The sequence below is a fragment of the Streptomyces hygroscopicus subsp. hygroscopicus genome (assembly GCF_030269125.1).
Taxonomy (GTDB): Bacteria; Actinomycetota; Actinomycetes; order Streptomycetales; family Streptomycetaceae; genus Streptomyces; species Streptomyces hygroscopicus_C.
In genome coordinates, this window is record NZ_BSSM01000021.1 from 41,594 (window position 1) to 66,642 (window position 25,049).

20 protein-coding genes and 1 pseudogene are annotated in these 25,049 nt (G+C 70.2%); 16 read left to right on the top strand and 5 right to left on the bottom strand.

Annotation, left to right across the window (positions count from 1 at the left end):
• Positions 1-30: 30 nt before the first annotated feature.
• The 11 genes and pseudogenes from QSK45_RS33610 to QSK45_RS33660 all read left to right on the top strand — a co-directional run bounded on the left by QSK45_RS33610 (position 31) and on the right by QSK45_RS33660 (position 14,661).
• Positions 31-456, top strand: a complete 426-nt coding sequence (locus QSK45_RS33610; protein WP_285562695.1) for a hypothetical protein — start codon at positions 31-33, stop codon at positions 454-456.
• A gap of 11 nt (positions 457-467) precedes the next feature.
• Positions 468-869 (top strand): ATP-binding protein, encoded by a 402-nt coding sequence (locus QSK45_RS33615; RefSeq protein WP_218513972.1) that lies wholly within the window; start codon positions 468-470, stop codon positions 867-869.
• Positions 866-1,444: a hypothetical protein gene (locus QSK45_RS33620; RefSeq protein WP_285562696.1), complete on the top strand. Its 579-nt coding sequence runs from the start codon at positions 866-868 to the stop codon at positions 1,442-1,444. Before QSK45_RS33615 ends, QSK45_RS33620 begins: the two co-directional genes overlap by 4 nt.
• Before the next feature lie 10 nt (positions 1,445-1,454).
• Positions 1,455-2,576, top strand: coding sequence for a radical SAM protein (locus QSK45_RS33625; RefSeq protein WP_218513970.1), 1,122 nt, complete (start codon positions 1,455-1,457; stop codon positions 2,574-2,576).
• A gap of 239 nt (positions 2,577-2,815) precedes the next feature.
• Positions 2,816-3,682 carry a GNAT family N-acetyltransferase gene (locus QSK45_RS33630; protein ID WP_285562697.1) on the top strand — a complete coding sequence of 289 codons (867 nt, stop codon included), beginning with the start codon at positions 2,816-2,818 and terminating at the stop codon, positions 3,680-3,682.
• Positions 3,683-4,057: 375 nt separating this feature from the next.
• A complete protein-coding gene (locus tag QSK45_RS33635) occupies positions 4,058-6,100 on the top strand; it encodes a helicase HerA domain-containing protein (RefSeq protein WP_285562698.1) in 2,043 nt (680 codons plus the stop codon).
• On the top strand, positions 6,100-7,500 hold the full coding sequence (locus tag QSK45_RS33640) for a hypothetical protein (RefSeq protein ID WP_285562699.1): 1,401 nt from the start codon (positions 6,100-6,102) through the stop codon (positions 7,498-7,500). The genes QSK45_RS33635 and QSK45_RS33640 overlap by 1 nt, the downstream gene beginning before the upstream one ends.
• Complete coding sequence (locus tag QSK45_RS33645; RefSeq protein WP_285562700.1) at positions 7,497-8,711, top strand: DNA adenine methylase; 1,215 nt, start codon at positions 7,497-7,499, stop codon at positions 8,709-8,711. The genes QSK45_RS33640 and QSK45_RS33645 overlap by 4 nt, the downstream gene beginning before the upstream one ends.
• Positions 8,712-9,011: 300 nt before the next feature.
• Positions 9,012-9,357: pseudogene (locus QSK45_RS38680) on the top strand (IS701 family transposase); the annotation flags it as partial.
• A 450-nt stretch (positions 9,358-9,807) separates the two neighbouring features.
• Positions 9,808-10,701 carry a glycosyltransferase family 2 protein gene (locus QSK45_RS33655; protein ID WP_285562702.1) on the top strand — a complete coding sequence of 298 codons (894 nt, stop codon included), beginning with the start codon at positions 9,808-9,810 and terminating at the stop codon, positions 10,699-10,701.
• Between the two features lie 444 nt (positions 10,702-11,145).
• A complete protein-coding gene (locus QSK45_RS33660; RefSeq protein ID WP_490993655.1) occupies positions 11,146-14,661 on the top strand; it encodes an AfsR/SARP family transcriptional regulator in 3,516 nt (1,171 codons plus the stop codon).
• 87 nt (positions 14,662-14,748) lie between these two features.
• On the opposite strand, the gene QSK45_RS33665 is transcribed toward QSK45_RS33660, so the two are convergent.
• Positions 14,749-16,455 (bottom strand): bifunctional 3'-5' exonuclease/DNA polymerase, encoded by a 1,707-nt coding sequence (locus QSK45_RS33665; protein WP_285562703.1) that lies wholly within the window; start codon positions 16,453-16,455, stop codon positions 14,749-14,751.
• 48 nt (positions 16,456-16,503) lie between these two features.
• Positions 16,504-17,247, bottom strand: coding sequence for a Clp protease N-terminal domain-containing protein (locus tag QSK45_RS33670; RefSeq protein WP_285562704.1), 744 nt, complete (start codon positions 17,245-17,247; stop codon positions 16,504-16,506).
• Between the two features lie 193 nt (positions 17,248-17,440).
• Between QSK45_RS33670 and QSK45_RS33675 the strand changes: the two genes are divergently transcribed.
• The gene (locus tag QSK45_RS33675) at positions 17,441-18,550 is read left to right on the top strand and encodes a DUF2786 domain-containing protein (protein WP_285562705.1); all 1,110 of its coding nucleotides are present in this window, start codon (positions 17,441-17,443) and stop codon (positions 18,548-18,550) included.
• A 27-nt stretch (positions 18,551-18,577) separates the two neighbouring features.
• Here QSK45_RS33675 and QSK45_RS33680 read toward each other — a convergent pair whose 3' ends face one another.
• Positions 18,578-19,096, bottom strand: coding sequence for a DUF4232 domain-containing protein (locus tag QSK45_RS33680; RefSeq protein WP_285562769.1), 519 nt, complete (start codon positions 19,094-19,096; stop codon positions 18,578-18,580).
• Between the two features lie 131 nt (positions 19,097-19,227).
• Positions 19,228-19,737 (bottom strand): hypothetical protein, encoded by a 510-nt coding sequence (locus QSK45_RS33685; RefSeq protein ID WP_285562706.1) that lies wholly within the window; start codon positions 19,735-19,737, stop codon positions 19,228-19,230.
• A gap of 452 nt (positions 19,738-20,189) precedes the next feature.
• Here QSK45_RS33685 and QSK45_RS33690 point away from each other — a divergent pair, with 452 nt between their 5' ends.
• Positions 20,190-20,459: a DUF397 domain-containing protein gene (locus QSK45_RS33690; RefSeq protein WP_395483487.1), complete on the top strand. Its 270-nt coding sequence runs from the start codon at positions 20,190-20,192 to the stop codon at positions 20,457-20,459.
• Between the two features lie 663 nt (positions 20,460-21,122).
• Here the strand turns inward: QSK45_RS33690 and QSK45_RS33695 are convergent.
• On the bottom strand, positions 21,123-21,599 hold the full coding sequence (locus QSK45_RS33695; protein WP_285562707.1) for an ATP-binding protein: 477 nt from the start codon (positions 21,597-21,599) through the stop codon (positions 21,123-21,125).
• 352 nt (positions 21,600-21,951) lie between these two features.
• Between QSK45_RS33695 and QSK45_RS33700 the strand changes: the two genes are divergently transcribed.
• From QSK45_RS33700 to QSK45_RS33710, 3 genes are all read left to right on the top strand, one after another.
• Positions 21,952-22,788, top strand: coding sequence for a Sco1979 family transcriptional regulator (locus tag QSK45_RS33700; protein WP_490993658.1), 837 nt, complete (start codon positions 21,952-21,954; stop codon positions 22,786-22,788).
• Between the two features lie 75 nt (positions 22,789-22,863).
• Entirely contained in the window at positions 22,864-24,324 is a 1,461-nt protein-coding gene (locus tag QSK45_RS33705) for an aldehyde dehydrogenase family protein (RefSeq protein ID WP_285562708.1), read from the top strand.
• A gap of 122 nt (positions 24,325-24,446) precedes the next feature.
• Positions 24,447-24,989 (top strand): DinB family protein, encoded by a 543-nt coding sequence (locus tag QSK45_RS33710; RefSeq protein ID WP_285562709.1) that lies wholly within the window; start codon positions 24,447-24,449, stop codon positions 24,987-24,989.
• The last annotated feature ends 60 nt before the right edge of the window (positions 24,990-25,049 follow it).

The window sequence follows — 25,049 nt, forward strand, 5'->3', positions numbered from 1 at the left end:
CACGTGTCGAGCCATTGGACGGTCCTGAGCATGGAACCCCTCACGGAACATCGCCTGGTCAGCGGCCCGGTCGTCTACGGTTTCCTGCGGCTGGTACGCGTGCCCCGAGCACGGCAGGACGCGCTGGTCGCCTCGCTGGCCGAGTACTGCCGCAGCCACGAGCTGCAACTGTCCGGCCTCTTCACCGACCGTGTCGCTGCCGGGTCCTCCTCGGCGGCATTCACCGGTCTCCTTGACGTGCTCGCGCTGCCGGACGTCTACGGCGTCGTCGCCCCCGCCATGTCCCACCTGGGCCCGAAGACCATAGCGGCCGAACGCAGGCGACAGATCGAATCGGCCGGTGCCCGGCTGCTGCTGGTCCGGTGCCCGCGCCCCAAACCCTCAACCGTCTCTCGACGCACCCCCGTCCACCGCACACGCTCCGGCACCACCCGTGTCGTGGACGCCGAGTCGTGAGGACTATCGCGATGACCAAGACGATTCAGAAGTTCTTCGAGTCCCGGCCCGAATCGGTCAGCGAGGCGCGGGCCTTCACCACCGAGGCCCTGACCATCTGGGGTGTGCTGGACCGAGGCGACGACGTCCGACTCTGCGTCTCCGAACTCGCCACCAACGCCGTGCTCCACGGGACTGATCCCGGCCGCGGCTTTCTCGTCAGACTCGACGCCGATGACGAGGTCGTACGCCTGGAAGTACACGACAGCCGCCGCCAGCACCCCCACCCCCGTCGTCCCGGCGACACGGACACCGCCGGCCGCGGGCTGCTCCTGGTGACCGCACTTGCCGACGGCTGGGGCGTGGAGGACCGCACCCCGTTCGGGAAGATCGTCTGGTCGTGCTTCAAAGCCCCGAGAGGGACGACAACATGAGTGTCGCTCTCACCCCGCCCGGCCCTGATCTGCGCCTACTGGTGTCGCTCGCCGCTTGGACCTGGCAGGGCGCCGGACCGGACGGCCGCGAGATCGCGCACATCCTGATCACGCACACCCCGGCCCTGACTGACGGCGGCACCGTCGTGCCAGCCGAGGACCGAATGCGGCGACTGTCCGTGTGTCTCGGTGGCCTGACCGGAGCCCGTGAAGTCATCCCGGATCCGGAGCGCCGCCTACAGCTCGTCGGCGACCGCGTGCTGCTGCATATTCCCGAGGCTTCCCGGCGACTGCAGCTACCCACTCGCCGTTCCTGGACCGAACTGGTCACCCGCACCGGCGAGGCGATTCTCCTCCTCGGTCTTGATCCGCTGCCACAGTCTGCAGACGCTCTTCGCCTCGATGCCTACCTGGACTCCGCCCTCGCAGCCGACCGACTGCTGTTCGGGCGCGTCCAGTTCCCGCCGCCAGGCCCGCGCGCTGATGTCTGCTCGACCTGCGGCGGCAGCGGCACGGACCCGATCTCGGGCCGCGCATGCCCGGACTGTTCCCTGCACTGCCGACTCGAACCGTGAAAGGCACGCCATGCACCAGCTCATCGCTGCCCCTTTCCTTGACGGCCACCTTCTGCTGCGTCCCGGAGCGCGATCCGGAGCCCGCATCCCGGCCACCCACTACGAGCAACTGCGAGCCGCCGACGGCGCGCAGACCCTGCCTGGCTGGACGGTCGACCTGGCAGCCGAAGCCTGGGGCCTCGATGTCGCCAGCGCCCCGACGACGGACACGGTCCTGATCCGCGAGCCGTCTGCGTACGGATACTGTCGGGCCTCCTGGGAGATCAACCTCGGATGTAATTTCGCCTGCAAGCACTGCTATCTCGGCGAACGGCCCTTCTCCGGCCTCACTTGGGAGAACAAGGTCAAGCTCCTGGACATCATGCGCAAGGCCGGCGTCATCTGGCTCCAGATCACCGGCGGTGAACCGACCATGGACCCGCACTTCCAGAACGCCTACCGGTACGCCTGGCTGGCCGGAATGATGCTCACGATCTCCACCAACGGCTCCCTGCTGTTCCGCCCCGACCTGCTCCAGCTCTTCAGGGAGTGCCCGCCGTACCGCCTCGTCGTCAGCATGTACGGCGCGAGCGAGGAGTCCTTCGACGCGCTCACTCAGCGGCGCGGAGCCTGGAAGGCGTTCCGGCGGGGCATGGACGCCGCCCGCGCCGCAGGGCTGCCACTGCGCATCAACATCGTCGTCACCGAGGACAACGCGAGCGAGGCAGACGCGATGGCCGCGCTCGCCAAGGAGTGGGGCGTGGAACACCACGCGTACACCAACATGACCCCGACGATCTACGGCGGTGGCGAACCCCTCCTCGCCCAGTCCGCAGACCACCTGCGCCAGCGCAAGCCGTTCGCTGGATGCAACGCCGGCCACACGTTCTTCCACGCCGACCCGCACGCCAGGGTCTCGATCTGCAAGGTCGGCCGCGACGACCAGATCGACCTCATGGCCGAAGGCATCGAAGGACTGCGACGGCTCGGCACGATCGCCGACCGCCTGATGCTTCGCACCGGAGGGTGCGAGGGCTGCGCCCTGTCCGGTACCTGCCGGGTCTGCCGTCCCCTGGCCAAGCATTATCAGGAGGCGAAGGCGCCGCTGCACAGCTACTGCCAGCACGGAGACAAGGAGAAGGTGACCTCATGACCGGACCCGTACCGGTGCAGATCCTGACAGGCTCGCCACCCAGTGCGCGCCGCGCAGCGCCCCCGGTGGCCTCGTCCGCCGTGACGCTCGTCGCGGACTTGGACGACGTCGTCGAGAGCGCCGAGTGCTCCTGCGACGCCGGCGACGATAACCCCCACTAATTCCGGCCCGACCGATGTGCTCCGGCCCGTCCCACCGACGGGCCGGAGTACTCTCACGTACAGCGCTAAGGTGCCCGCATGTTCTTCCGCTGGGACTGGCTCCGCCCCGTGCTCACCGCACCGGTCGTGCCCACCCTCGGCCCCGTCCACCCGCACGCCCTGACGGCGGACCTCTTCGAAGCCACCCTCCTCGTGGCCGCCGACCGGCGCTTCCTGCCGTACGACAAGGACCGCCGCTGGGGCAACGAGAAGCAGGAGGTCGTCCTTCCTGGCGACGTGGTCCACCACCCTGACCACACACTCATCCCGACTCTGCTGACGCGCGGCCGACGAGCGGTGAAGGTCTTCGCCTACGGTCACCGGAGCGACGTCCTGTACCAGGCCGCCGAACTCGCAGCGAAGCTCGCGGCCCTTCACGGAGCAGCCTCTGCTCGTGTTATCCGGCCACTGGGCCCGGAGACGACCCATACACATGGCGTCCGCATCCAGCTCAAGGACTTTACGGCGCGGTACTGTCCCCCCTCCGCCGGCCCCGTCCGTCGGCTCGAAGACTGGCCCCTCCCCATCCGCGGCACCTTTACCGCCTTCGCCCAGACGATGGGGGCCGACGGCTTCGCCTTCCTCGACCGTCAGATGAAGACCAAGGGATGCGGCCCGGTCCTCGTGGCCGTGGTGGAGGACCGTGTTGTCGGTGCCATCGGCCCCATGGAGATCTGTCCCGACCCCACGGGTGCTGACCAGCTCATGCCGCAATACTTCGCCGTGCACCCAGAGGCTCGCGGGCACGGACTCGGCCGGCACCTGTGGCGGGCGGCCATGCACTGGGGCCAGACTTACGGCGCGGTGTACCAGCTCCTCCAGACCGAAGTCCGGGGAGCCTCGGATCACCTCTGTCGTAGCGAAGGGCTCGCCACGCTGGGTTTTCTCCACGACAGGAGGGTCTGACGCAAGCTTGGCACGTTCCTGCTAACGATCAGGCCGCCAGGTGTCAGTGGGACGCGCTAGCCTGCTCGCGTGATTGCAGGTGCTCTGCCCAGGCTGCACGAGTTAGGCCACGGAGCATGGGCAGCCAAGTGAAGCTACGAGTCTGCTCTCCGACCCGCCGCTGCTGGTCGGCCTACGCGAGCAATACCCCGAAGGCGGTCTTGCTGTCTGCCAGGGTTCGGCCCAACTCGGCACCTGGCGACCTCACTTGGCACTAGGCTGATCCATCAGTCAGCAGCGCTGCGTGCGTCTTGTGACACTCAGCGCGCTACGGGATTATTGATCTCGGTCAGATGAGCGGGGGTTTCTGGTGGGTGCGTTCGGAGCGGGTGGACAGTGACGGAATTCATTCCCGGCGTTGGCGCCGGGTCTTTGCTGCGGTCTGAGCTGCTTGCCGATGGTCGGTCGACCCGGATAGGTGCGATTCACCAGATCGACTACGGCCAGGCCGTCGTGCTGACTCACGATCGCTGGAAGTTCGACGCCGGTGGTATTCCGCAGTTCTCGTTCCTCCTCGCGACCGCGCAGGACGTCAACGAGCCACACGTCGACGATGACGAGGTGCTGCTTCTGCGCGTGGAGGGCACGTCGCCGCTGTCGCTTGAGCGCGACCTGCACGCAGTGCGCGAGGAGTCCCTGCGAACGGCTCTGTCTAACAACCAGGACCCATCGCCATCCGCCGTGCTCGATGCGGAGCTCGACCCGTTCACCAAGAACCGCGTGTCGTTCACTGGTGTGCGATGCAAGATCCTCGGCACCTTCTACGAAGACGACGTGGATGGGCAGAAGGTGCTGGAGTTCGGTGCCGATGTGGACAACTTCTACGCCACGTCCATGTACCGAGTCCTGAAGCCTATCGGTGACGGCCTCGCGACGATCGCGTCCTACCTCAAACCGACCGGACGCCCGGTGGAACGCGTACGCATCGGCGCGGTGCGGTACTCCGCTACGCGGCGGCGAGCTAAAGCCGCCAAGCAGGCCGACGCCGCAGTCGAAGTCAACATCCGGGACTTCATTGGCAACAAGACCGCCCTGCTCGGCATGACTCGGATGGGCAAGTCGAATACCGCGAAGATCATCATCGCGCGCACGTTCGTGGTCTCCGAACGACAGCGCGCCGCTGGCGGTCACCCCATTGGGCAGCTGATTTTCGACCCGCAGGGGGAGTACGCCAACCCAAATGTGCAGGATGGTACCGAGATTGCGGCGATCGGTGCGGACCATGTCCGGATCTTCAAGTTCGGTGCGGACGGCACGCAGCCGCATGTTAAGCCTCTCAACATCAACTTCTTTTCTGAGAATCAGATTGACGCAGTCCAAGGGTTGATTTCCGACACTCTTAGCGGCGATGAGTCTGGTTACGTCAAGGACTTCGCGGGTATGTCCTACGCGGATGTTCCAGGAGATCGCTCCGCCACCACGCATGCCCAACGTGCCCGGCTTGTTCTCTATGGCGCGCTGATGCGTGCGGGCTTCGCAGTGCCGACAAATTTTCGCGCGCGAATCAATATCAGCGCCGCTTTTCAGCAGAAGATTGTCGCCGAACTCGGCCGTAACCCGTTTGTGCAAGTCGGGAACAGTGCCAATTTCGTGGCCGTCGCTGCAGCAGACGTAGAGAATGTCGTCGACAAGATTGTAGAGCTGCGCGACGCCGGAGACACCGACGCGAGCAACTTCGCCAAGGATGTCCGCTGGAAGAGCGTTGAGCCAATTTTCACGACTCGCAGCGGGAACCGCAGCGTCCGAGGCTGGCGAAATCTGAACCCACTGCGCTCGTTTCACAGCCCAGCGACACAGAACGACCCTGCGATCGAGATCTACGAGGAGCTTCTCCGGGGGCGCATTGTGATCGTCGATTTGCATGTCGGGGCCGAAGCTGTGACCAAGGCGCTGAGCGAGTCGATTACGCGTCGACTGCTTTCTAAGCAGACCGAGGTGTTTACCTCTGGGCAGGAACCGCCGCACATTCAGGTGATGCTTGAGGAGGCTCACAACCTGTTCTCGTCGGATCGCTATAAGGATGACCTTGACGTCTGGGTCAAGCTCGCCAAGGAAGCGAGCAAGCTGAATCTCGGCATGACCTACGCCACGCAAGAGGTCTCGGGGGTGGCGCATCAGGTCAAGGCGAATACTGCCAACTGGGTTGTCGCCCATTTGAATAACACGACAGAGGTGCGGGAGCTGGCCAAGTTCTACGACTTCGGGGCGTTCTCGGATGCGATCATCGCCTCCGAGGATCGTGGGTACGTGCGGCTCAAGACCCTGTCCTCGCCGTACATTGTTCCTGTCCAGATCGATCGGTACGACATCGCGCTCGTCAACGAAGCACGAGCAGCGGCTGGTGACCCGCCGTTGACGCTGAACGGTACGGCACTCTGATGCCGTACGAGACCGTCGGCGGGGCTCACGAGATCGCATCGCGGCTGGGGCATTCGGCGGCTGCCATCCGGGCGATCGCGGACCAACGCACCTTCCATGTCCCGGCTGAGGCGATCCAGGACCTGGATTCGATCCGCGAGCGAATCCGTCCGCGGAGCGACTTCGCTGCCCCGCCTGCGCCAGACCGACTCACTGCTGCGCTGGCGATCGATGGTTCACACGTCGTTGAGCAGGTTCGTGACGGCCTGCCATCGGTCCTGTACGGGTTTGCACAGGCCGCCGCAGCGTACGTGGACCTCGGAGTTTTGGAATCGCAGCGGGCCGAGCGGTTTGTCGACCCGTACAAGATCGAGCGTGCGGTCAACACCGCCATCGTGACGCTTGATCTGCCTGTCTCCGGCGCGTACACGCGTGCCGACGCCGACATCGTGACCTCGTGGCGAGAGGTCATCAATGAGCTATTTCGGCAGAAGAAGATCGACGTCAATCGCCTCGACCAGCCGCTACTGGACCTGCTCTTCCTTCTCCACGGCGCTCCCGGTGCGCCAGCGGCTACAGTGCCGGTTAACTGTCCGACGCAGGACTGCAAGAAGGACATTCCTGTGCCGCCCGCTGGTGCCGACTGCGACGCGTGCGGCGTGCACCTTTTCCCCACCGACGTGCTCCGTATACATGAGGAAGTTGGCGAGGAGGGGACGAACCAGTCCGCTCTCGGGCGGCTCATGTCGGTGATTGAGCTGTTGGTGCTGGTCGGGCTGGCGACGCTGCTGTGGGAGCAGTCTCGCCAGAAGGCTCTTCCCACGACGCTGTTCATCGTCGATGGCCCGCTGGCCGTGTTCGGCACACCAGCAAAGCTGCGCGGGCGAGCCCTTGAATACTTCCAAGCGATGGGCAGGGCTACTCCGGGCAACGCGCCATACGTCTGTGGGATTGAGAAGTCCGGAGTTCTGGTCGACTACGCGCGCCAACTGGCCCGACACGACATTCTCGAACCGGGTGACCTGTTGGTATGCGACGAACAGATCATTGCGCGAGTCGTAAACGCCAACAACGCCCGCGCCTACGGTAAGGAGACATACTGGGGCCGCAAGTTCGTGTATCGCGCGCTTGACGGGCGAGTTGTCGTCCCGACCGTGCCACCACCGATGGGTGCACCGTATGATGCCAACGGCGGCCAAGCCGACCCGGCGGCCTACCCGACGTTGCCTGCAATCCTCGACGTGATCGACCGGACTGGTTCCTCGATGTACATCGACGGCATCATCCCAGTGGCGGCCGCGCACGGGAAGGCCGCGTTCCCGATCGGCGTGGGCACCGATGTGCTCCGCCTCGTAGCCACCAAACGTCTCGGTCTCGACTCGTCTGCTGGACAAGCGGCTCCGGTACGGTTTACCCCATGATCGAGAATGTGGCTGTGCCGCCGGCCGCCCCCCTCTGTGATGCTCACGCTGCACATGTTGCTGCGCCCGCAATCCCGACGCACATTCTCGACAACCCCCGCCCACTCGTTTCACCCGTCGGTATCGTTGACCACGCGCTCATGATGAGCAGGTACCAGTCACCCCTGCGCTATCCAGGAGCAAAGTCATCCCTCGCGCCGGTGATCGCCCGAATCCTGGATGCCGCCAAGGGTTCGAGGGCCGTTCCGGAAATCAACCTCCTGGTCGAGCCTTTCGCCGGCGGAGCGTCAGCGTCCTTGCGACTAGTTGGCCAAGGGCTCGTCGACCGAGTGCTGCTCGCTGACGTGGATCCCTTGGTGACTGCCTTCTGGCAGACCGCGGCCGCCGATACTGAGGCGCTGATCGACCGTATGCATGACGAGTGGACCCGATACGTCAAGCCGGGTGGAGTAACCGCTGTCGATCGGTGGGACTATTGGCGTTCCTGGGTACCCACTCGCAAAGCAAAGCCTGCCACGGTCCGACTGGAGCTCGCGACACAGTGCCTATTCCTAAACCGCACAACGTTTTCTGGAATCCTTCACGGTAAGGCAGGCCCGATCGGCGGGCGCAAGCAAGCAAGCCCGTACGGCATCGGATGCCGGTGGAATCCGGAAGCCATAGAGGAACGACTTCGATATGTCGGTCACCTTTACGAAGTCGGCCGAATCGTCGATGTCTGGCACAAGGACTGGCAACAGACACTCGATGACGTGCCCAGCTATTATCCGCAGTTGATCCCGTCTCGCGTTGTTGCTTACCTCGACCCGCCCTACATCGAAAAAGCCTCGCACTTGTACCGAACCTCTTTCGACCCTAGAGGTGGATACGGTGGCAACAGGGCTGGCAAGGCGGGGTCAGATGACCACATGCTCCACATGCAGCTCGCCGGATATCTGCGTACCAAGGCGCAGTTCCGCTGGCTGCTCAGCTACGACAACAACCCAATGCTGACCGAGAGCACTTGGCTCTATGCGCACACTCGCATGGCGCCTAGCCGCGTGGACCGAGAGATGCTCGGCGTACGCTCGTGGCCCTTGACTAAACGGTTGGTGAAGACGCGCTACAGCGCTAGTGGTAAGACGGGCAAGCGCGATGCCGATGAACTCCTCATCACGACCCTTCCGCCGTCCACTGTCCCCGTAGATCACCAGCTGCGCGAGCTGCCCTGATTGCGCAGCTGGGTTGACGGTTGCCACGCGGGGCGGTTTGGCGGGCTCGAAGCGGTCACGAGTGGCCAGCCTGCGTGAGCGATGCGTGAGCGGATGGGACGGCACCGTCTGGATTAGGCATCATACCGATCGGGGTTGCAGGTCTCTGACCTGGTAAGACGGGATTCTGCGGCACCGCCCGGTAGTAGCCGGGATGATCTTGCAGGCCCTCGTAATGCGTAGGTCTCGGGTTCGAATCCCGAAAGCGGCTCAGATAAACCCCAGGTCAGGTAGAAGCTGACCTGGGGTTTTGTTTTGAACTCCAGCCTGGCCGAGATCCCGGGCCTGCGCCCCGGCTGCGGCCGTGTCTCCTCGGCCGGCCGGGTCTTCGCCGAGTGGGATCCCGTCCGCAAGCTGCTGGGCCGGGTCTGGCTGACCAACCTGCCGGAGCGCAGGATGGCCGACCTGTTCGCCCTCGCCTCGCCGCACACCGGCACCCTGGCGACCGTGTCCGTCCTGGGGGGGGGAGCACTGCGGATTGCTCGACTTCGAGGGCCGTTCGTTCCCCGGTCGGCACCGGCACATGACCCTGGTCTCGGCGATCCACGCCTACGGCCTGCTCTCCCGCCCGGTCCCGCACCACCGCCCGGACCGGGAGGCCGCCTGAGGCCGTCCGGGGGTCCGCCCGAGGCCACTGCCCGCGCGACGCATCTGCCGGAACGGGGAGGCCGGGCTCCAGGGGCCGCCCCGCGCGTGTTCGACGCCCTGCACCCGGTCGAGCCGGAGAAGACCCCGGCGGGGGAGGGCTGCGCGTGGCGGGACCGCCGCGGCGCCGTCGACGGCCGGCTGCGCCGTCGTCCCACACCGCCGTTCGCCAGGGAGGGCGTGAACGGGGAACGCCCGCGCCCGTTCCGCGCGGGGCGACGCCCTGCGAGCGGGACCCATTTGGTTATGCCTGGAACCGTGAATTCCCTTCTTCCGGCAAAGCGGTGCAAAAAGGGTGTAAAGGGGTTGGATGGAAGGCGAACCCGCGCAGGTGAGGCAACATCTTGGTGAACGAGGGGGCGGCGCGCGGTCAGGAGTGCGCCGCCGTTGCCGGCCGGACGGGGTGAGGGACGTGGTGGAGCCGAGGATCGCCGTGGCCGTGGTGACCATGGGCAACCGGCCCGCCGAGGTCGACGCCCTGCTGGAGTCCGTGGCCAAGCAGGACCTCGCCCCCGCCCGGATCGTGATCGTCGGCAACGGCTGCCGGCTCCCCGAGTTCGCCCGTAGGCTGTCCCTGCCCGGTGAGGTCACCACCGTCGACGTGGCGGAGAACCTGGGCTGTCCGGGCGGCCGCAACGTCGCGCTCGCCCGGCTGCGCGCGTTCGGTGACGTCGACGTCGTCGTGGAACTGGACGACGACGGGCTGCTCGTCGACGCCGATGTGCTGCGCCGGGTGCGGGACCTGTACGTCGCCGACCCGCGCCTCGGCATCGTCGGCTTCCGCATCGCCGACGAGCACGGCGAGACCCAGCAACGGCACGTGCCCCGGGTCGGCAAGGCGGACCCGATGCGCGGCGGATACGTCACCGGGTTCCTGGGCGGCGGGCACGCCCTGAGCATGGCCATGCTCGACGAGACCGGCGACTGGCCGGCCGAGTTCTTCTTCGCGCACGAGGAGACCGACCTCGCCTGGCGGGCCGTCGGCGCCGGCTGGCGGATTCGTTACTCCCCCGAGCTGCTGCTCCAGCACCCCAAGACCTCCCCCGCCCGGCACGCCATCTACTACCGGGTCAACGCCCGCAACCGTGTCTGGCTCGTCCGGCGCCGGCTGCCGCTGCCGCTCGTCCCGGTGCACCTCGGGGTGTGGACGCTGCTCACCCTCGCCCGCACCCGTTCCGCAGCCGGGCTGAAGGCGTGGTTCGGCGGGTTCGTGGAGGGGCTGCGGGAGTCGCCGGGCGAGCGTCGCCCGATGCGGTGGCGGACGGTGTGGCGCCTGACCAGGCTGGGGCGTCCGCCCGTGATCTGACAGGAACGCGGCGGCGGGACGGGGCCCCGGTCGTTCACCTCCGCCGACCGGGGCCACCCACGTCCCCGGATCCGACCTGCGGCGACACTCCCCCGAGTTGCGCGACTCACGCGCGCGCCGTCGGGCCGGTTCCGATGGAATGATCACATCAAGTCTCACCAACGGATCGCTAACATGTGGCCAATGGTTCGTCGGCAGGGGACGGGTCAGGTGACCGGAACTCGTCGGCTGGCAGCGGCTGACGACGCGTGAGCGGGCCGGCAGCCGCTCTGTCGAGCGGTCATTCACCAGGGCCGGTCGCCCCGTGGACGGCGGCAGGGGCCGGTCGCAGAGGGTGGCGGGAAATCGCCGCCCGCAGGGCGGATTTCCGCCAGGGTAACGGCGGGCGCGCGCCCGCCGCGGAAGACGGTCGGTCCCGACCGCACGGGAAGGCAGTGGAGCGGCGTGAAAGGGCGGCGCGAGCTGCGGTTCGGACTGCTGGGTCCGCCGGTCCTCTACGACCACCCGTCGTGCGACCACCCGTGCGGGACGCGGGCGTGCGAGGGGCGCTACGACGCCCCCGACACCCGAACCCCGGGCGACGGCACCGCCGGAGACGGCGATCCGGACACCGCCGTGCGCGCCATCGGCAGCCCCAAGGTGCGCGCGCTCCTTGCCGCGCTGCTGCTGGAGCCCGGCCGGGTCGTGTCGGTCGAGTCTCTGAAGGACGCCCTGTGGGGCGGGGCGCCGCCGGTCTCCGCGCGGGCGTCCCTGCACAACCACGTCACCCGGCTGCGCCGGCTCCTGGACGATCCCGAACGGCTCAGGTCCGTACCGCCGGGCTATCTGCTGCGCGTCGACCAGGGCGAGTTGGACGTGCACGTGTTCGACGCGCTGGTCGCCGACGCGCGCGCCGCGCACGTCCGGCGCGACTGGCCCGGCGTCGTACGCGCCTGCACGACCGCGCTCGCGCTGTGGCGCGGCACCCCGCTCAGCGGGCTGCCCGAACTCGGCGGCAACACGCTCGTGACGCGCCTGGTGGAGGCGCGGCTGCTCCTTCTGGAATGGCGGTACGACGCCGAACTCGCCGTCGGCGGAACACGGTTGGCGGCGCTCGTGCCCCAGCTCGCGGCCCTCGTCGCCGAGCATCCGCTCCGCGAGGCGTACCACCGTCAGCTGATGCTCGCCCTGCACCGCACCGGCCGCCAGGCCGAGGCCCTGGCCGTCCACCGCGATCTGCGCGCCCGCCTGATCGAGGAACTCGGCGTCGAACCCGGCCCCGCCGTCCGCGAGGCCCATGTCGAGGTGCTGCGGGGGAGCGGCGAGTGGCTTCCGGGGGAGGGGGACGAGTACGAGGACGAGGGCAGGGACGGGCGCGAGGACGGGGTGTCGTGGGGGCCGGTCGGGGAGTGCTGCCCGGGGGAGGGGCGGCGGGCGCGGGCGGGGTGCTCGGCGGCCGGGCCGGAGGAGGAGCCGAGGCCGGGCGCGTCCGGGGTGTCGCTCGGGGACGACCGTGAGGGCGAGCGCGGAGTCGCGCGCGGGGGCGAGCGCCAGGCCGAGCGCGGGGGTGCGTGCGCGGCCGAACGCAAGGGTGGGCGCGCGGACAAGTGCGAGGGTGGGTGCGGCGGCGGCCACCGTGGTGACGGTGAGGGTGGGTGCGGCGGCGGCCACCGTGGTGACCGCGAGGGCGGGTGCGGCGACGACCGCCGAGGCGACGACGACGGCGCGGGCGACGCGGCCCCGCCGCATCCTCCGCGCGTTGCGCAGCTCCCCCCGCCCCCCGCCCAGCTGCCACCCCCGCCGGCCCACTTCACCGGCCGTACCCTCGTCCAGGGCGCATTGCGGCACCTGCTGACCGGGCCGTCCGCTCCGGCCCCCGCCGTCGCCGTGGTCTCCGGCATGGCGGGCGTCGGCAAGAGCGCGCTCGCCCTGCACGTCGCCCATGAGCTGCGGGAACGTTTCCCCGACGGTCAGCTCTACGTCAACCTGCACGGCGCCACACCCGGAGTACCCCCGCTCGCCCCCGCGCAGGCGCTTGCCGCGCTGCTGCGGGACCTCGGGGTCGCGCCCCGTACCGTGCCCGAACACCCGGACGCGGCCGCCGCCCTGCTCCGCTCGCTGCTCGCCCCGGCCCGCGTCCTGCTCGTCCTGGACGACGCGGCCGACGCGGCCCAGGTACGACCCCTGCTCCCGGCCGGTCCCGGCTGCGCGGTGATCGTCACCAGCCGCTCGCCGCTGACCACCCTCGACGGCACCCGGCGCTTCCCGCTCGCCCCGCTGGCCGAGGAGGACAGCGCGGAACTGCTCCGCGTGCTCAGCGGGCGCGCGGGGCTGGACGCCGATCACGCCCTGGTCCACCTGACCGGCGGGCTGCCGCTGGCCCTGCGCGTGGTCGCGGCACGGCTCACCGCCCGGCGCGCGCTCACCCCGGACGCGCTCGCCGGTCAACTGGCTGCAACCGGAGGACGGTTGCGGCACCTGGAGTACGACGACCTCAGCGTCCGGCGCTCCCTGGGCGTCGCCCATGACGCCCTCGCCGCCGCCGCCCGGGAGACCGACCGGGACGCGGCCCTCGTCCTGCGCGGCATCGGCGCGCTCGACCTGCCGAATTACGGCGCCCCGCTCCTCGCCGACCTCACCGGCATCGACGCGCGCCGCGCCGAGGCCGCCCTGGACCGCCTCGTGGACGTGGCCCTCCTGGAGGAGACGGCCTACGGCCGCTACACCCCGCACGACCTGGTCCGTGAGTTCACCCGCGAACTGGCCGAGGAGACGGGTGAGTTCGGTGCGCCCGCTGTCCAGGCCCCGGTCACCGACGGTCCGGCGCGCGCCCGCGCGAAGGACGACACGCCCCCCGACCTCGTCGCCCTGCGCTGGTACGCCGCCGCGGCCGAGCACGTGCTCGTCGCCATCGTGGAACCCGGCCTCGACCTGGACGACCGGCGGCGGCCGACCCCCGCGCAGCCGGCGGAGCACGCCGCCGCCGTGGCCGGGCTGCGGCCCTTCGAGTCGGCGGGGCAGGCCGGCGCCTGGGGCGAGTCGGAGCTGGAGAACGTCGTCGCGCTGGTGGCGCGCAACGCCGACGCGGCCGATCCGCGCGGGCTCGCCCACCTCTCGGTGCTCGCGCGGCTGCTCTTCCCGTATGTGCAGCGCAGCGGCCGGGTCGCGGAGATGGAGGTGCTGGGGCGGGCCGCGCTCGGGGCGGCGCGGCGACTCGGGGACCCGGTGGCGGAGGCGTACGCGCTCGGCGACCTCGCGGGCCTGCACTTCCTGACCGGCCGGCACAACGAGGCCCTCGCCCTGACCGACCGCTGCCTGGAGAGCTGGCGGCGGCTCGGCGTGCCCAGCCGCGTCCGGCGCTGTCTGAACAACCGGGGGCTGCTGCTGGAGGGGCTCGGCCGGTTCGCGGAGTCCGAGGAGGCGCTGCGGCAGAGCCTGACCTGCTCGCGACTGCTGAACGATCCCTTCGGCGAGGCCGTCACCCACAGCCATCTCGGCAACCTCTACGAGCACACCGATCCGCGCGCCGCCATCGAGCAGCACCGGCGCTCGCTGGCGATCGGGGAGGCGATCGGTGCCGTCATCCTGCGTCACTCGGCGCACTGCAACATCGGCTTCGCCCATCTCGCCCTGGGCGAACCGGCCGCCGCCGCCCGGCATTTCGAGGAGAGCCTGCGCATCCTCGGCGGGCAGAGCGACTGGCACGGCGAGTCCCAGACCCGGCTCGGTCTGGTCCGCGCGCTGCGGCGGCTGGGGGAGAGCGAGCGGGCGTACATCGAGTGCGGGGAGCTGCTGCGCCGCGCCGATGCCCGCGCCGACCGCTACACGGGCGGCCTGGCCCGCCACCAGCGTGGCCTCCTGCTGCACGCGCAGGGCCGTCGAGCGGAGGCCCACGACGCCTGGCGCGCCGCCCTCGCCGCCCTGACCGGCACGGACGAACAGGCGGTGGTGACCGAGCTGAGGGAGCTGCTCGCCGAGTGAACCGGCGCGCGTCGGACGGTCGTCGGCGCCGGACCGCGGGGCGCCGGTGGACCTTCGCCGGCTCCGGTCAGCGGTCCACTCGGCGGTCTACTTGGCGTCCGCGTAGCACTCCACCACCGCCGTCGTGAACGGGAACCGCACCGGGGTCTCGCCGAAGGTGAGCCGGCCGGCGAGGTCGGCCGCGTCGCGGATGGCCGCCACGACGGTGTCGGCCTCCTCCGCGGGGCAGTGCACGATCACCTCGTCGTGCTGGAAGAAGACCAGCTCGGCCCGTAGCGCGGCGCAGGACCGGCGCAGCGCCGCGAGCAGCAGCAGGGCCCAGTCGGCGGCGCTGCCCTGGACGACGAAGTTGCGCGCGAAGCGGCCCCGCGCGCGGGAGTCGGCGGAGGCGCGGGCCGGGACCCAGGCCGCCCGGCCGTCGGCCGGGGACTCGCCCTCCTCCTCCCCGACGCCCATGGGGATGCCGGCCTCCTCCGCCGTCTCCTCGGTCGCGCCGGCGGCCGGCGGGCAGGTGCGGCCCAGCCAGGTGCGCACCAGCCGGCCCTCCTCGCCCGCCCGCGCCGCGTCGTCGACATAGGCGACGGCCTTCGGGAAGCGGCGGCGCAGCGCGGCGAGGTTCTTCAGGCCGTCGCCGGAGGTCTGGCCGTAGACCGCGCCGAGCACCGCCAGCTTGGCCTGGTCGCGGTCGCCGGAGAAGGCGCGGTCGGAGACGGCCTGGTAGAGGTCGCTCTCGCGGCCCGCGACGTCCATCAGGCCGGGGTCGCGGGAGATCGCGGCCAGGACCCGCGGCTCCATCTGGTCGGCGTCGGCCACCACCAGCCGCCAGCCGGGTTCGGCGACCACGGCCCGCCGGATCACCCTGGGGATCTGGAGGGCGCCCCCGCCATGGGTCACCCAGCGCCCGGTGACCGTGCCACCGGCCTGGAACTCGGGGCGGAAACGGCCGTCGCGCACCCAGTCCTGGAGCCAGGACCAGCCGTGGGCCACCCAGATGCGGTAGAGCCTCTTGTACTCCAGCAGCGGGGCGACGGCCGGGTGGTCGAGGGACTGGATCTCCCAGCGGCGGGTGGACCTCACCTTGATCCCGGCCTGTGCGAAAGCCCTGATCACATCGGCCGGCAGGTCGGGACGGACCCTGCGGCCGAACGCGGCGGAGACCTCGTCCGCGAGCTCCGCGAGGCGGCGCGGCTCACCCCCGCCCGCGTACCGCTCGCCGAGCAGGTCGCGGAGCAGGTCACGGTGGACCTCGGCGCTCCAGGGCAGTCCGCAGCGGTTCATCTCGGCGGCCACCAGCGTGCCCGCCGACTCGGCGGCGGTCAGCAGGCGCATCCGGCCCGGATCGGCCGCCTTCTCGTGCCGTCGCACCTGGTCGGCGTAGACCGCGAGGAGGTCGGGCAGCGGCAGCCGGGCGCCGGTGGGCTCGAACAGCGGGGGCTGGGCGCCCGGCTCGGCCGCCCGCTGCGGTGGATCGGGCGGTACGGGGCCGCCCCGGAGGCGGGCCAGGGCGGCGGCGGCCGAGCGTGGTTCGCCGTACCGCCCCTCGTGGCCCAGCAGCAGGGTCTCGGCGACCTCGATGTCGTAGCACCGCTCCACTCGCACCCCCGTGGCGAGCAGACGCGGGTAGACGTCGGCGGTCGACCGCCACACCCAGCGCGTCACCTCCGGGCGGCTCCGCACCGCCCCGGCGAGATCTCTCTCGCGCAGCACCGGCCCGGCGGGCAGCCCGTCCGGGCCGAGGGGGGCGACGTCCACGCCACCGTCCTCGGCCGCGGCGAGCGCCCACCGGTCGGTCATGGCTGCGAGTGTGGCAGGCGGCACTGACAATCGCTCTTACCTGCGAGTTCAGTCCTCGGTGGGGGTATTCGAGTGCTTCTCCAGGAGCAGCGCGAGGACCTTGTCCACGTACTCCTCGGCCGCGGCCTTGGTCACGCCGAGCCCGCTGAGGACGCCCGCGCCGTTCTCGTGCTCCAGCAGGGCCAGCAGGAGGTGTTCGGTGCCGATGTAGTTGTGCCCGAGCCGCAGGGCCTCGCGGAAGGTGAGTTCCAGCACCTTCTTGGCCTCGGGGCCATAGGGCACGAGGTCGGGGACCTGCTCGGCCGCGGGCGGCAGCGCGGCGGTCGCGGCCTGCCGTACGGCGTCCAGCGGGACGTCCTGCGCGGTGATCGCCTTCGCCGCGAGGCCCTCCGGCTCGGCCAGCAGGCCGAGGACCAGGTGCTCGGGGCGGCCCTCCGGGTTGCGGGCGGCCACCGCCTCGTTGTGCGCGGCCATGACCACGTTCCGCGCGCGGGGGGTGTAGCGGTTGAAGCCCTGGCTGGGGTCGAGGTCGGCGGATTCCTTCGGCACGAACCGCTTCTGTGCCGCCTGCCGGGTCACGCCCATGCTCTTGCCGATCTCGGTCCAGGACGCGCCCGAGCGGCGGGCCTGGTCCACGAAGTGACCGATCAGGTGGTCCGCCACGTCGCCGAGGTGATCGGCCGCGATCACCGCGTCCTGGAGCTGGTCGAGGGGTTCGGGATGAACCTTCTTGATCGCCTCGATGAGGTCGTCGAGGCGCACGGAAGCCGTGATGTTCGGGTTGGTCGCCATGTGTCAACCGTAGGTTGCACCCCTCTAGGTGTCAACCGATGGTTGACAGTAGACGGACGGGTGGCGGTTCGCGCGGTAAGGGGACGGACTGGGCGAATTCGGGGTGGGTGGGCCGAGCGCGTCGCGCAGGAGTTGTCCACAGGCTGTGGACGGTGTGCGGGCGCCGTCGGCGGGGCGTGGCACGATCGGCGGTGTGACCAGTTCCGCCAGCACGGTCGAGCGGGCCTTTCGGGCCGCGCTCTACGACCACACCGACACGGGCCTCGACGCGGGCGCCTCCCTGCTCGCGGCCGACCCCGCCGCCGACGCCGAACTCGCCCGGCGCGGCGAGGAGTTCACCGCGGCCGCGTGGCGGCGCGGCTGGCAGCCCGCCGACGTCGTACGGCTGGTGCGGCGCGAGCTGGAGCAGCCGCACGTACACCTGGCCGCCGCGCTGATCCGGGCGCAGGCCGGCCGGGACCGGCCGCGCGGGCGCCGCTGGGCCGCGCAGCTCGACGAACTGCCGGCGGGCCCCGCGCGCGGAGCCGACCGCTTCTCCCATGCCACCGTCGTCCTGGAGCTGTACCGCCTGCTGCTGCGCCTGCCGAACCTCGAACCCCTGGAGGAGGAGACCCGCCGCGCCCACGACCCCGCCGCCTCCCGGACGCTCGGCCGGATCCGCGCGCTGCTCGCCAAGGCGGAGGCGACCGGCTACCCGGAGGAGGCCGAGGCGCTGACCGCCAAGGCGCAGGAGCTGATGGCGCGGCACAGCGTCGACGAGGCGCTGCTCGCCGCGGCGGCGCCCGCGCCGGACACGCCCGGGGCCTGCCGGATGGGTGTCGAGCCGCCGTACGAGCAGGCCAAGGCCGTCCTGCTGGACGCCGTGGCCACCGCGAACCACTGCAGAGCGGTGTGGAACGAACCGTTCTGCTTCTCCACCGTCGTCGGCTTCGAGGGGGACCTGGAAGCGGTCGAACTGCTCTACACCTCACTCCTGGTGCAGGCCACGCACGCCATGACCAAGGCCGAGGCGGCCCAGCGGGCCGCCGGGCGCAAGCGCACCAAGACCTTCCGGCAGTCCTTCCTCGCCGCCTACGCCCACCGGGTCGGCGACCGGCTCGCGGCCGCCGCCGAGAGCCAGGTCACCCGGGATCTGCTGCCGGTGCTGGCCACGCGCGAGATGGCGGTCAGCGGCCGCCTGGAGCGGATGTTCCCGCGGACCACCACCACTCGGCTGCGCGGGGTGAGCGACGCGGCGGGCTGGACGGAGGGCGCGGCCGCCGCGGACCGCGCCCAGGTCAGGGCACGGCCGCGGCTGGAGTGAGATCGTCCTCGGGCAGGCCGCGGAGGCTCAGTCGCCGGCCTGCTGGAAGGCGCTGACGGAGGCGTTCGGCTTGGTCGAGGCGCCCTGGCCGGCGATCGGGCCGTACCGCCAGGGGAAGCTCTGCGCCGTGTCGTCGCCCGGCAGGGTGATCTTCAGCTCGGTGGCCGCGAGGCTGCCGGCGTCGCCGTCCTTGCCGCGGACGTAGGTGATGGTGAAGGCCGCGGCGTCGCCCTTGGCGAGCTTCAGCGTCTGCGCCTTGGCGCCCTTCTGGGCGGCCAGCTTCGCGCTCGTGCCGTCCTTGCGCAGGACGACGCCGGGGAAGTTCTCCAGCGTGCAGGTCTTGCTGTGGTTGGTGATGCTGACCGGCACCTCGCCGGTGTCACCCGCCGCGGGCGCCACGCTCGCCGCCCCGACTTCCAGGGACACCCCGCCGATCCGGCAGGCGGAACCGTTCTTGCCGCCGCTGCCGCTGCCCCCGCCGCCGTTGCAGGCGGTCAGCAGCAGGGCGGCGGCAACGGCGGTGACGGTGAGCGGAATGGCGCGCATGAGCAGTCCCATCGAGGTCGTGACGGTGCTCCAGCATCATCGCGCCTGGAGCGCGGCCCCGTTCGCGCACCCCTCGCATATCACCGCTTCAGGTGTTTCCCGGCGGGAGCCGCACCCTGGCGGAGGGAGCGTCACCGCGCCGCCGCGGTCGGCAGTCCGGAGGGCAGCTTGCCGCCCTCCGCCTTGGTGTACGTCTCCTGGCCGACCTTGCCCGACCAGGTCACCTTCATGGTCGTGCCGTCGACCGAGTCGACCATTCCGGTGGTGCGGTCCTTGTCGCCCTTGGCGCAGGTCAGGTGGATCATCTGCATTCCGGACTCGGTGCCCGCGGTGCCGCTGCACACCGTCCCGCCGGTCGCGAAGACGCCGGCCTGCTTGCCGTTGATCACCAGGGCCACGATGGTGCCGCCGTTGGTGGCCAGCCAGCTTCCCTGGAGCTTGCCGGAGGCGCCGCCCGCGCCGGAGCCGCCCGCGCTGGAGGACGGCGCGGGATCGGCGCTCGCCGTGTTCGACGGGGTCGTGGAGCGGTGGTCGCCGCCGCCGCCGCCACCGCACGCCGTCAGCGCCAGTGCGCCCACCAGCCCCGCGGCCAGGGCCGCGATCCGCACCCGTGTACTGGTCGAAGCAGTCGCCGAAGTCACGTCAGGCTCCCAAGCTGTAGCGTCCGCCGCCCTCGGCCGGACGGCCCGCAGCAAGCTATCAGCAGTCACTGCCGGGAAGTCCGTACACCGGGACTTCCGCCCGACGCTCGCCGGGGAGGAACAGGAAGGGCTTCGCAAGCGTCTCTTACCTGTGCACGACAAATTCGACCCGGTGGTCCGGCGCGGCCGACGGGCGTGGAAGATCATGGGCGGAGGATGGTGGGGGCATGTACTGCCCACTCCGGGGCAGACGCTGGAACAGCTTCGGTGAAACGGCGGCATAGGGCCGCACATCGTCAGGTAAAGCGCGCGTCAAGGCTGTAACCGAGAGAACACCCCTCGTGCACGTGCATCTGCTCGTGCAGATGCACGTGACGTGGGGGTTATGATCCAGGTCAGTTGACCACCGCATCTATGGCCTCACCAGCCAGTGCACCACCGGGGAGCGACCTGTGGACCGCGACGTTGACGGCGTGTTCGGGGGGTACGACGTGTACAACGGCATGGCTGCCACGCAGCTGGACGGAGTGGCCTGGCAGAAGAGCAGGCACAGCAACTCGCAGGGGTCGTGCGTGGAGTTCGCGCGGTTGCCGGGCGGTGAGGTGGCCGTCCGCAACTCACGCTTCCCGGACGGTCCTGCGCTGGTCTACACGCGGGCCGAGATAGAAGCGATGCTGTTGGGGGTCAAGGACGGGGAGTTCGACCACCTGATCTCCGCCTGAGGCGGCTGCGGGCGTTGTCTCCAGGGGCTTCTCCCGCGCGCCGGACCGCCCGCCGGCCCACGGGGCCCGGCCCGCGACCTTGACCGCCGCCCCGCCTGGCCGATCGGCACGCCGTCCGCAGAGGGCTTCGCTCCGGCCTCGCGTCCGCCCCGAGCCGGGGGCTGTCCGGCAGGCCGGCTCGCCGGCGGGTGTCTGCCGGTCCGTCCTCCGCCTCCGGCCCCACAGCGGATCGAGACGGGTGGCAGGAAGAGGGAGACCGCAGGACGCCCTGCCCTGCCCGGTCGGTGTCGGCCCGAGCGGGGCGCCCGCACTGCCCTCCGCCCCGGCTCCGCGGGCGATCGAGGCGGGCGGGGTGGGAGGTGGTCGGGGCCCGGAGCGGCCGCGTCATGCGCCGGGTGCAGGCCCGCTGTCCGGTGCGGGCGGTCTGTCGGCGGGTGACGTCCGAAGCGCCCGTCCCCGGCCTCGTGCCCCACCGGGTCCGGTGGGTGGGCGGGAGAGGCGGTCGTGGGCGGGGGCGGCCCGTGCGCCGAGCCCGGCTCGTGGTGCGGTGCGGGCGGTCCCTTGATGGACCTTCCCAGGCGCCTCTTCCCCCCGGGTCGTGCACCGACCGGAACGGGATGGGCGGGCCGGAGACCAGGGAGCGGTCACGACGCGCGTAGAGGCTCAGGCCGACCGTTCCACGTGGAACATCGCCCAGACGACCTTCCCCTCCAGGGGCCCCGCCAGCGGATGCCAGCCCCAGCTGTCCGCGAAGGAGTCGACCAGGAAGAGCCCCCGGCCCGACTCGGCCGAGAAGTCGTCGGAGTCCCCCGGTACCGGAGTCTCGTGGCTCGGGTCGCGTACCGCGCAGACCAGTCGCTCGGCCCACCGCATCAAATGCAGTCGCACCGAGGCGGTGTACTCGTCCGGACACCCGTACTCACTCGGCAGCGCGTGCCGCAACGCGTTGGTGACCAGTTCGGAGACGACCAGGCAGACATCGTCGAAGTGCTCCGCCGCGCCCCACTCTTCGAGGGTGTCCCGGGTGAACCGCCGTGCCTCGCGCACCGCTTCGTACCGCGCCGGCAGCGCGCAGGACGCGGCGCTGGACACGGCCGCGGGGTCCAGCGGCGGAAGGCCCTGCCGTAACGGCTTGAGCATGGTCGATCCATTCGTCCCCATGCGAGGCACTCCCGGGAATTCGCGGTCGTTGCGATGCAGCGGTGGCGCGGCACCATGGTTTCGGATGGGAAGAGCAGATGCAAGGGCAGATGCACGTGCACGCGACCGAAATGGACAGTCCCGTACCGCTTCTTGGCCATTTTTTCTGCCATCTTTGTGGCGACCTCCGCCAGTGGTCCCTACCTTCGCCCCTCCTGCCCGCCATGAACGGTCCCGTTCTTTCCGTTTCCGTAACCGTACGAGTACTGCGCGGAGCGTTTTAGTGGCAGACTTCGGGCCCTGAAGACGGTTGGGGAGGCTGGCGAACGTGAGCGCGGGAGAGCCCGGATCGGTGGTGCGGCGGATGCTGCTCGGCTCGCAACTCAGGCGGCTGCGTGAAGCACGGGGGATCACGCGCGAGGCGGCGGGGTATTCCATCCGGGCGTCCGAGTCGAAGATCAGCCGGATGGAGCTGGGCCGGGTGAGCTTCAAGACGAGGGACGTCGAGGACCTGCTGACGCTGTACGGCATCACGGATGAGGCGGAGCGTCAGTCGCTGCTGTCCCTGGCCCGCGAGGCCAACGTGGCGGGCTGGTGGCACAGCTACAGCGACGTCCTGCCCAACTGGTTCCCCACCTACGTGGGCCTGGAGGGTGCCGCCACCCTGATCCGCGCCTACGAGGTGCAGTTCGTGCACGGCCTGCTCCAGACCGAGGAGTACGCCCGCGCGGTCGTCCGGCGCGGCATGAAGGGCGCGAGCGCGGACGACGTGGAGCGCCGGGTCGCGCTGCGCCTGGAGCGCCAGAAGTACCTGCTCTCCGACAACGCCCCCGAGTTCCACATCGTCCTGGACGAGGCCGCCCTGCGCCGCCCCTACGGCGACCGCGAGGTGATGCGCGGCCAGCTCCAGCACCTCATCGACGTCTCCGAGCGGCCCAACGTGCGGCTCCAGGTGATGCCGTTCAGCTTCGGCGGCCACTCCGGCGAGAGCGGCGCCTTCACCATCCTCAGCTTCCCGGAGTCCGATCTCTCCGACGTCGTCTACCTGGAGCAGCTGACCAGCGCCCTGTACCTCGACAAGCGCGAGGACGTGGCCCAGTACGAGCAGGCGCTGAAAGAGTTGCAGCAGGACAGCCCGGGGCCGGACGAGAGCCGGGATCTTCTGAGAGGGCTGCTCCAACTCTCCTGACCCGCAAGTAGGATGACGCGTGATCAGACTCAGACCGTGGCCGGGACCCGGCTCCGCTAGTGATTGAGGGATCACATGTCGTCCTACTTCAGCGACCTGGCCCAGCAGTACATCGACGGTGAATGGCGACCGGGCAGCGGCTCCTGGGACGTCATCGACTTCAACCCGTACGACGACGAGAAGCTGGCCTCGATCACCGTGGCCACCGTCGACGAGGTCGACCAGGCCTACCGGGCCGCCGCACGTGCCCAGAAGGCATGGGCCGACACCAACCCGTACGCGCGGCGGGCGGTGTTCGAGCGGGCGCTGAGGCTCGTGGAGGACCGTGAGCAGGAGATAGCCGACCTGATCGTCGCGGAGCTGGGCGGCACCCGGGTGAAGGCCGGCTTCGAGCTGCACCTCGCCAAGGAGTTCCTGCGCGAGTCCATCCACCTGGCGCTGCGTCCCGAGGGCCGCATCCTGCCGTCCCCGGGCGAGGGCAAGGAGAACCGCGTCTACCGGGTGCCGGTCGGCGTCGTGGGCGTGATCAGCCCCTTCAACTTCCCCTTCCTGCTGTCGCTGAAGTCCGTGGCCCCGGCGCTCGCGCTCGGCAACGGCGTGGTGCTCAAGCCGCACCAGAACACCCCGATCGCCGGCGGCACGCTGATCGCCAAGCTGTTCGAGGAGGCCGGGCTCCCCGGCGGGCTGCTCAACGTCGTCGTCACCGACATCGCCGAGATCGGCGACGCGTTCATCGAGCACCCCGTCCCGAAGGTCATCTCCTTCACCGGCTCCGACCAGGTGGGCCGGCACGTGGCCACGGTCTGCGCCGCGAACTTCAAGCGCTCGGTGCTCGAACTCGGCGGCAACAGCGCGCTGGTGGTGCTGGACGACGCGGACCTCGACTACGCGGTGGACGCGGCGGTCTTCAGCCGGTTCGTGCACCAGGGGCAGGTCTGCATGGCCGCCAACCGGGTGCTCGTGGACCGCTCGGTCGCGCAGGAGTTCACCGAGAAGTTCGTCGCCAAGGTGCGCACCCTCAAGGTGGGGGACCCGCGCGACCCGGAGACCGTCATCGGCCCGGTGATCAACTCCACGCAGGCGAACGCCGTTTCGAGCGTGGTCGAGCAGGCGCTCGCGGAGGGCGCGACGGCGCTGGTGCACGGCGGCACGACCAACAACCTGGTCGAGCCCTCGGTGCTCACCGGCGTGCCCGCCGACTCCCCGCTGCTCCACCAGGAGGTGTTCGGGCCGGTCGTCTTCCTCGTGCCGTTCGACGGTGAGGAGGAGGCGGTGCGGATCGTCAACGACACGCCGTACGGCCTCAGCGGCGCCGTGCACACCGGGGACATCGAGCGGGGCGTCTCCTTCGCCAAGCGGATCGACACCGGCATGTTCCACGTGAACGACGGCACCGTGCACGACGAGCCGATCGTGCCCTTCGGCGGCGAGAAGCACTCCGGCGTCGGCCGGCTCAACGGCGAGACGACGATGGAGGCCTTCACCACGGTGAAGTGGATCTCGGTGCAGCACGGCCGCAGCGGCTTCCCGTTCTGATCTCTCCTCGGAGGTGCCGGGCCCTTCGGGACGGCCTTTAGGACAGGATCCGACCTAGAGGGCCCGTAGCTTCCTCGGTGTCGGGGCGAACGCTCCGGCGAACCGAGGAAAGGCGGCCGGTCATGGTCACGCATGTGTCCGCGGAGGCGAAGGGCGACGAGCGCGGAGCGCTGCTGGCGTTCATCGAGGAGCAGCGCGGGGGGATCCGCCGGGCGCTGCTCGGGCTGACCGAGGAGCAGGCCCGCACCCGGCCGAGCGCGAGCGAGCTGTCGCTGGGCGGGCTGCTCAAGCATGTCGCCGAGGTCGAGCAGATATGGCTCGCGCGGGCCGCGCAGGAGTCGCCGGCGGTCCGGCGGGACGCGTCCAACTGGCACGAGAGCTTCGAGCTGGTCGGCGAGGAGACGGTGGCCTCGCAGCTCGCCCACTGGGAGCAGGTCGCCGCCGCGACGGAGAAGTTCATCCGCTCCGCCCCCAGCCTGGACGACACCTTCCCCCTTCCGCCGGACCCATGGTTCCCGCCGGAGGGCCGCGTCTCCCTGCGCTGGCTCTGCCTCCATCTGATCCGCGAGACGGCCCGCCACGCCGGCCACGCCGACATCCTGCGCGAGTCCCTCGACGGGAAGACGGCGTTCGAGCTGGTGGCCATGGAGAAGGCGGAGGGCTGACCGAGGCCCGGCCCGCCCCGGGGGCCCGCCGCGGGGCGGCCTCGGGGCCGCCCCGCAGGA

Coding starts and splice junctions, on each gene's coding strand:
- QSK45_RS33625 (WP_218513970.1), top strand. CDS start 1,455: ATGCACCAGCTCATCGCTGCCCCTTTCCTTGACGGCCACCTTCTGCTG.
- QSK45_RS33610 (WP_285562695.1), top strand. CDS start 31: ATGGAACCCCTCACGGAACATCGCCTGGTCAGCGGCCCGGTCGTCTAC.
- QSK45_RS33620 (WP_285562696.1), top strand. CDS start 866: ATGAGTGTCGCTCTCACCCCGCCCGGCCCTGATCTGCGCCTACTGGTG.
- QSK45_RS33705 (WP_285562708.1), top strand. CDS start 22,864: ATGTCGTCCTACTTCAGCGACCTGGCCCAGCAGTACATCGACGGTGAA.
- QSK45_RS33710 (WP_285562709.1), top strand. CDS start 24,447: ATGGTCACGCATGTGTCCGCGGAGGCGAAGGGCGACGAGCGCGGAGCG.
- QSK45_RS33615 (WP_218513972.1), top strand. CDS start 468: ATGACCAAGACGATTCAGAAGTTCTTCGAGTCCCGGCCCGAATCGGTC.
- QSK45_RS33640 (WP_285562699.1), top strand. CDS start 6,100: ATGCCGTACGAGACCGTCGGCGGGGCTCACGAGATCGCATCGCGGCTG.
- QSK45_RS33670 (WP_285562704.1), bottom strand. CDS start 17,247: ATGGCGACCAACCCGAACATCACGGCTTCCGTGCGCCTCGACGACCTC.
- QSK45_RS33680 (WP_285562769.1), bottom strand. CDS start 19,096: ATGCGCGCCATTCCGCTCACCGTCACCGCCGTTGCCGCCGCCCTGCTG.
- QSK45_RS33665 (WP_285562703.1), bottom strand. CDS start 16,455: ATGACCGACCGGTGGGCGCTCGCCGCGGCCGAGGACGGTGGCGTGGAC.
- QSK45_RS33630 (WP_285562697.1), top strand. CDS start 2,816: ATGTTCTTCCGCTGGGACTGGCTCCGCCCCGTGCTCACCGCACCGGTC.
- QSK45_RS33695 (WP_285562707.1), bottom strand. CDS start 21,599: ATGCTCAAGCCGTTACGGCAGGGCCTTCCGCCGCTGGACCCCGCGGCC.
- QSK45_RS33645 (WP_285562700.1), top strand. CDS start 7,497: ATGATCGAGAATGTGGCTGTGCCGCCGGCCGCCCCCCTCTGTGATGCT.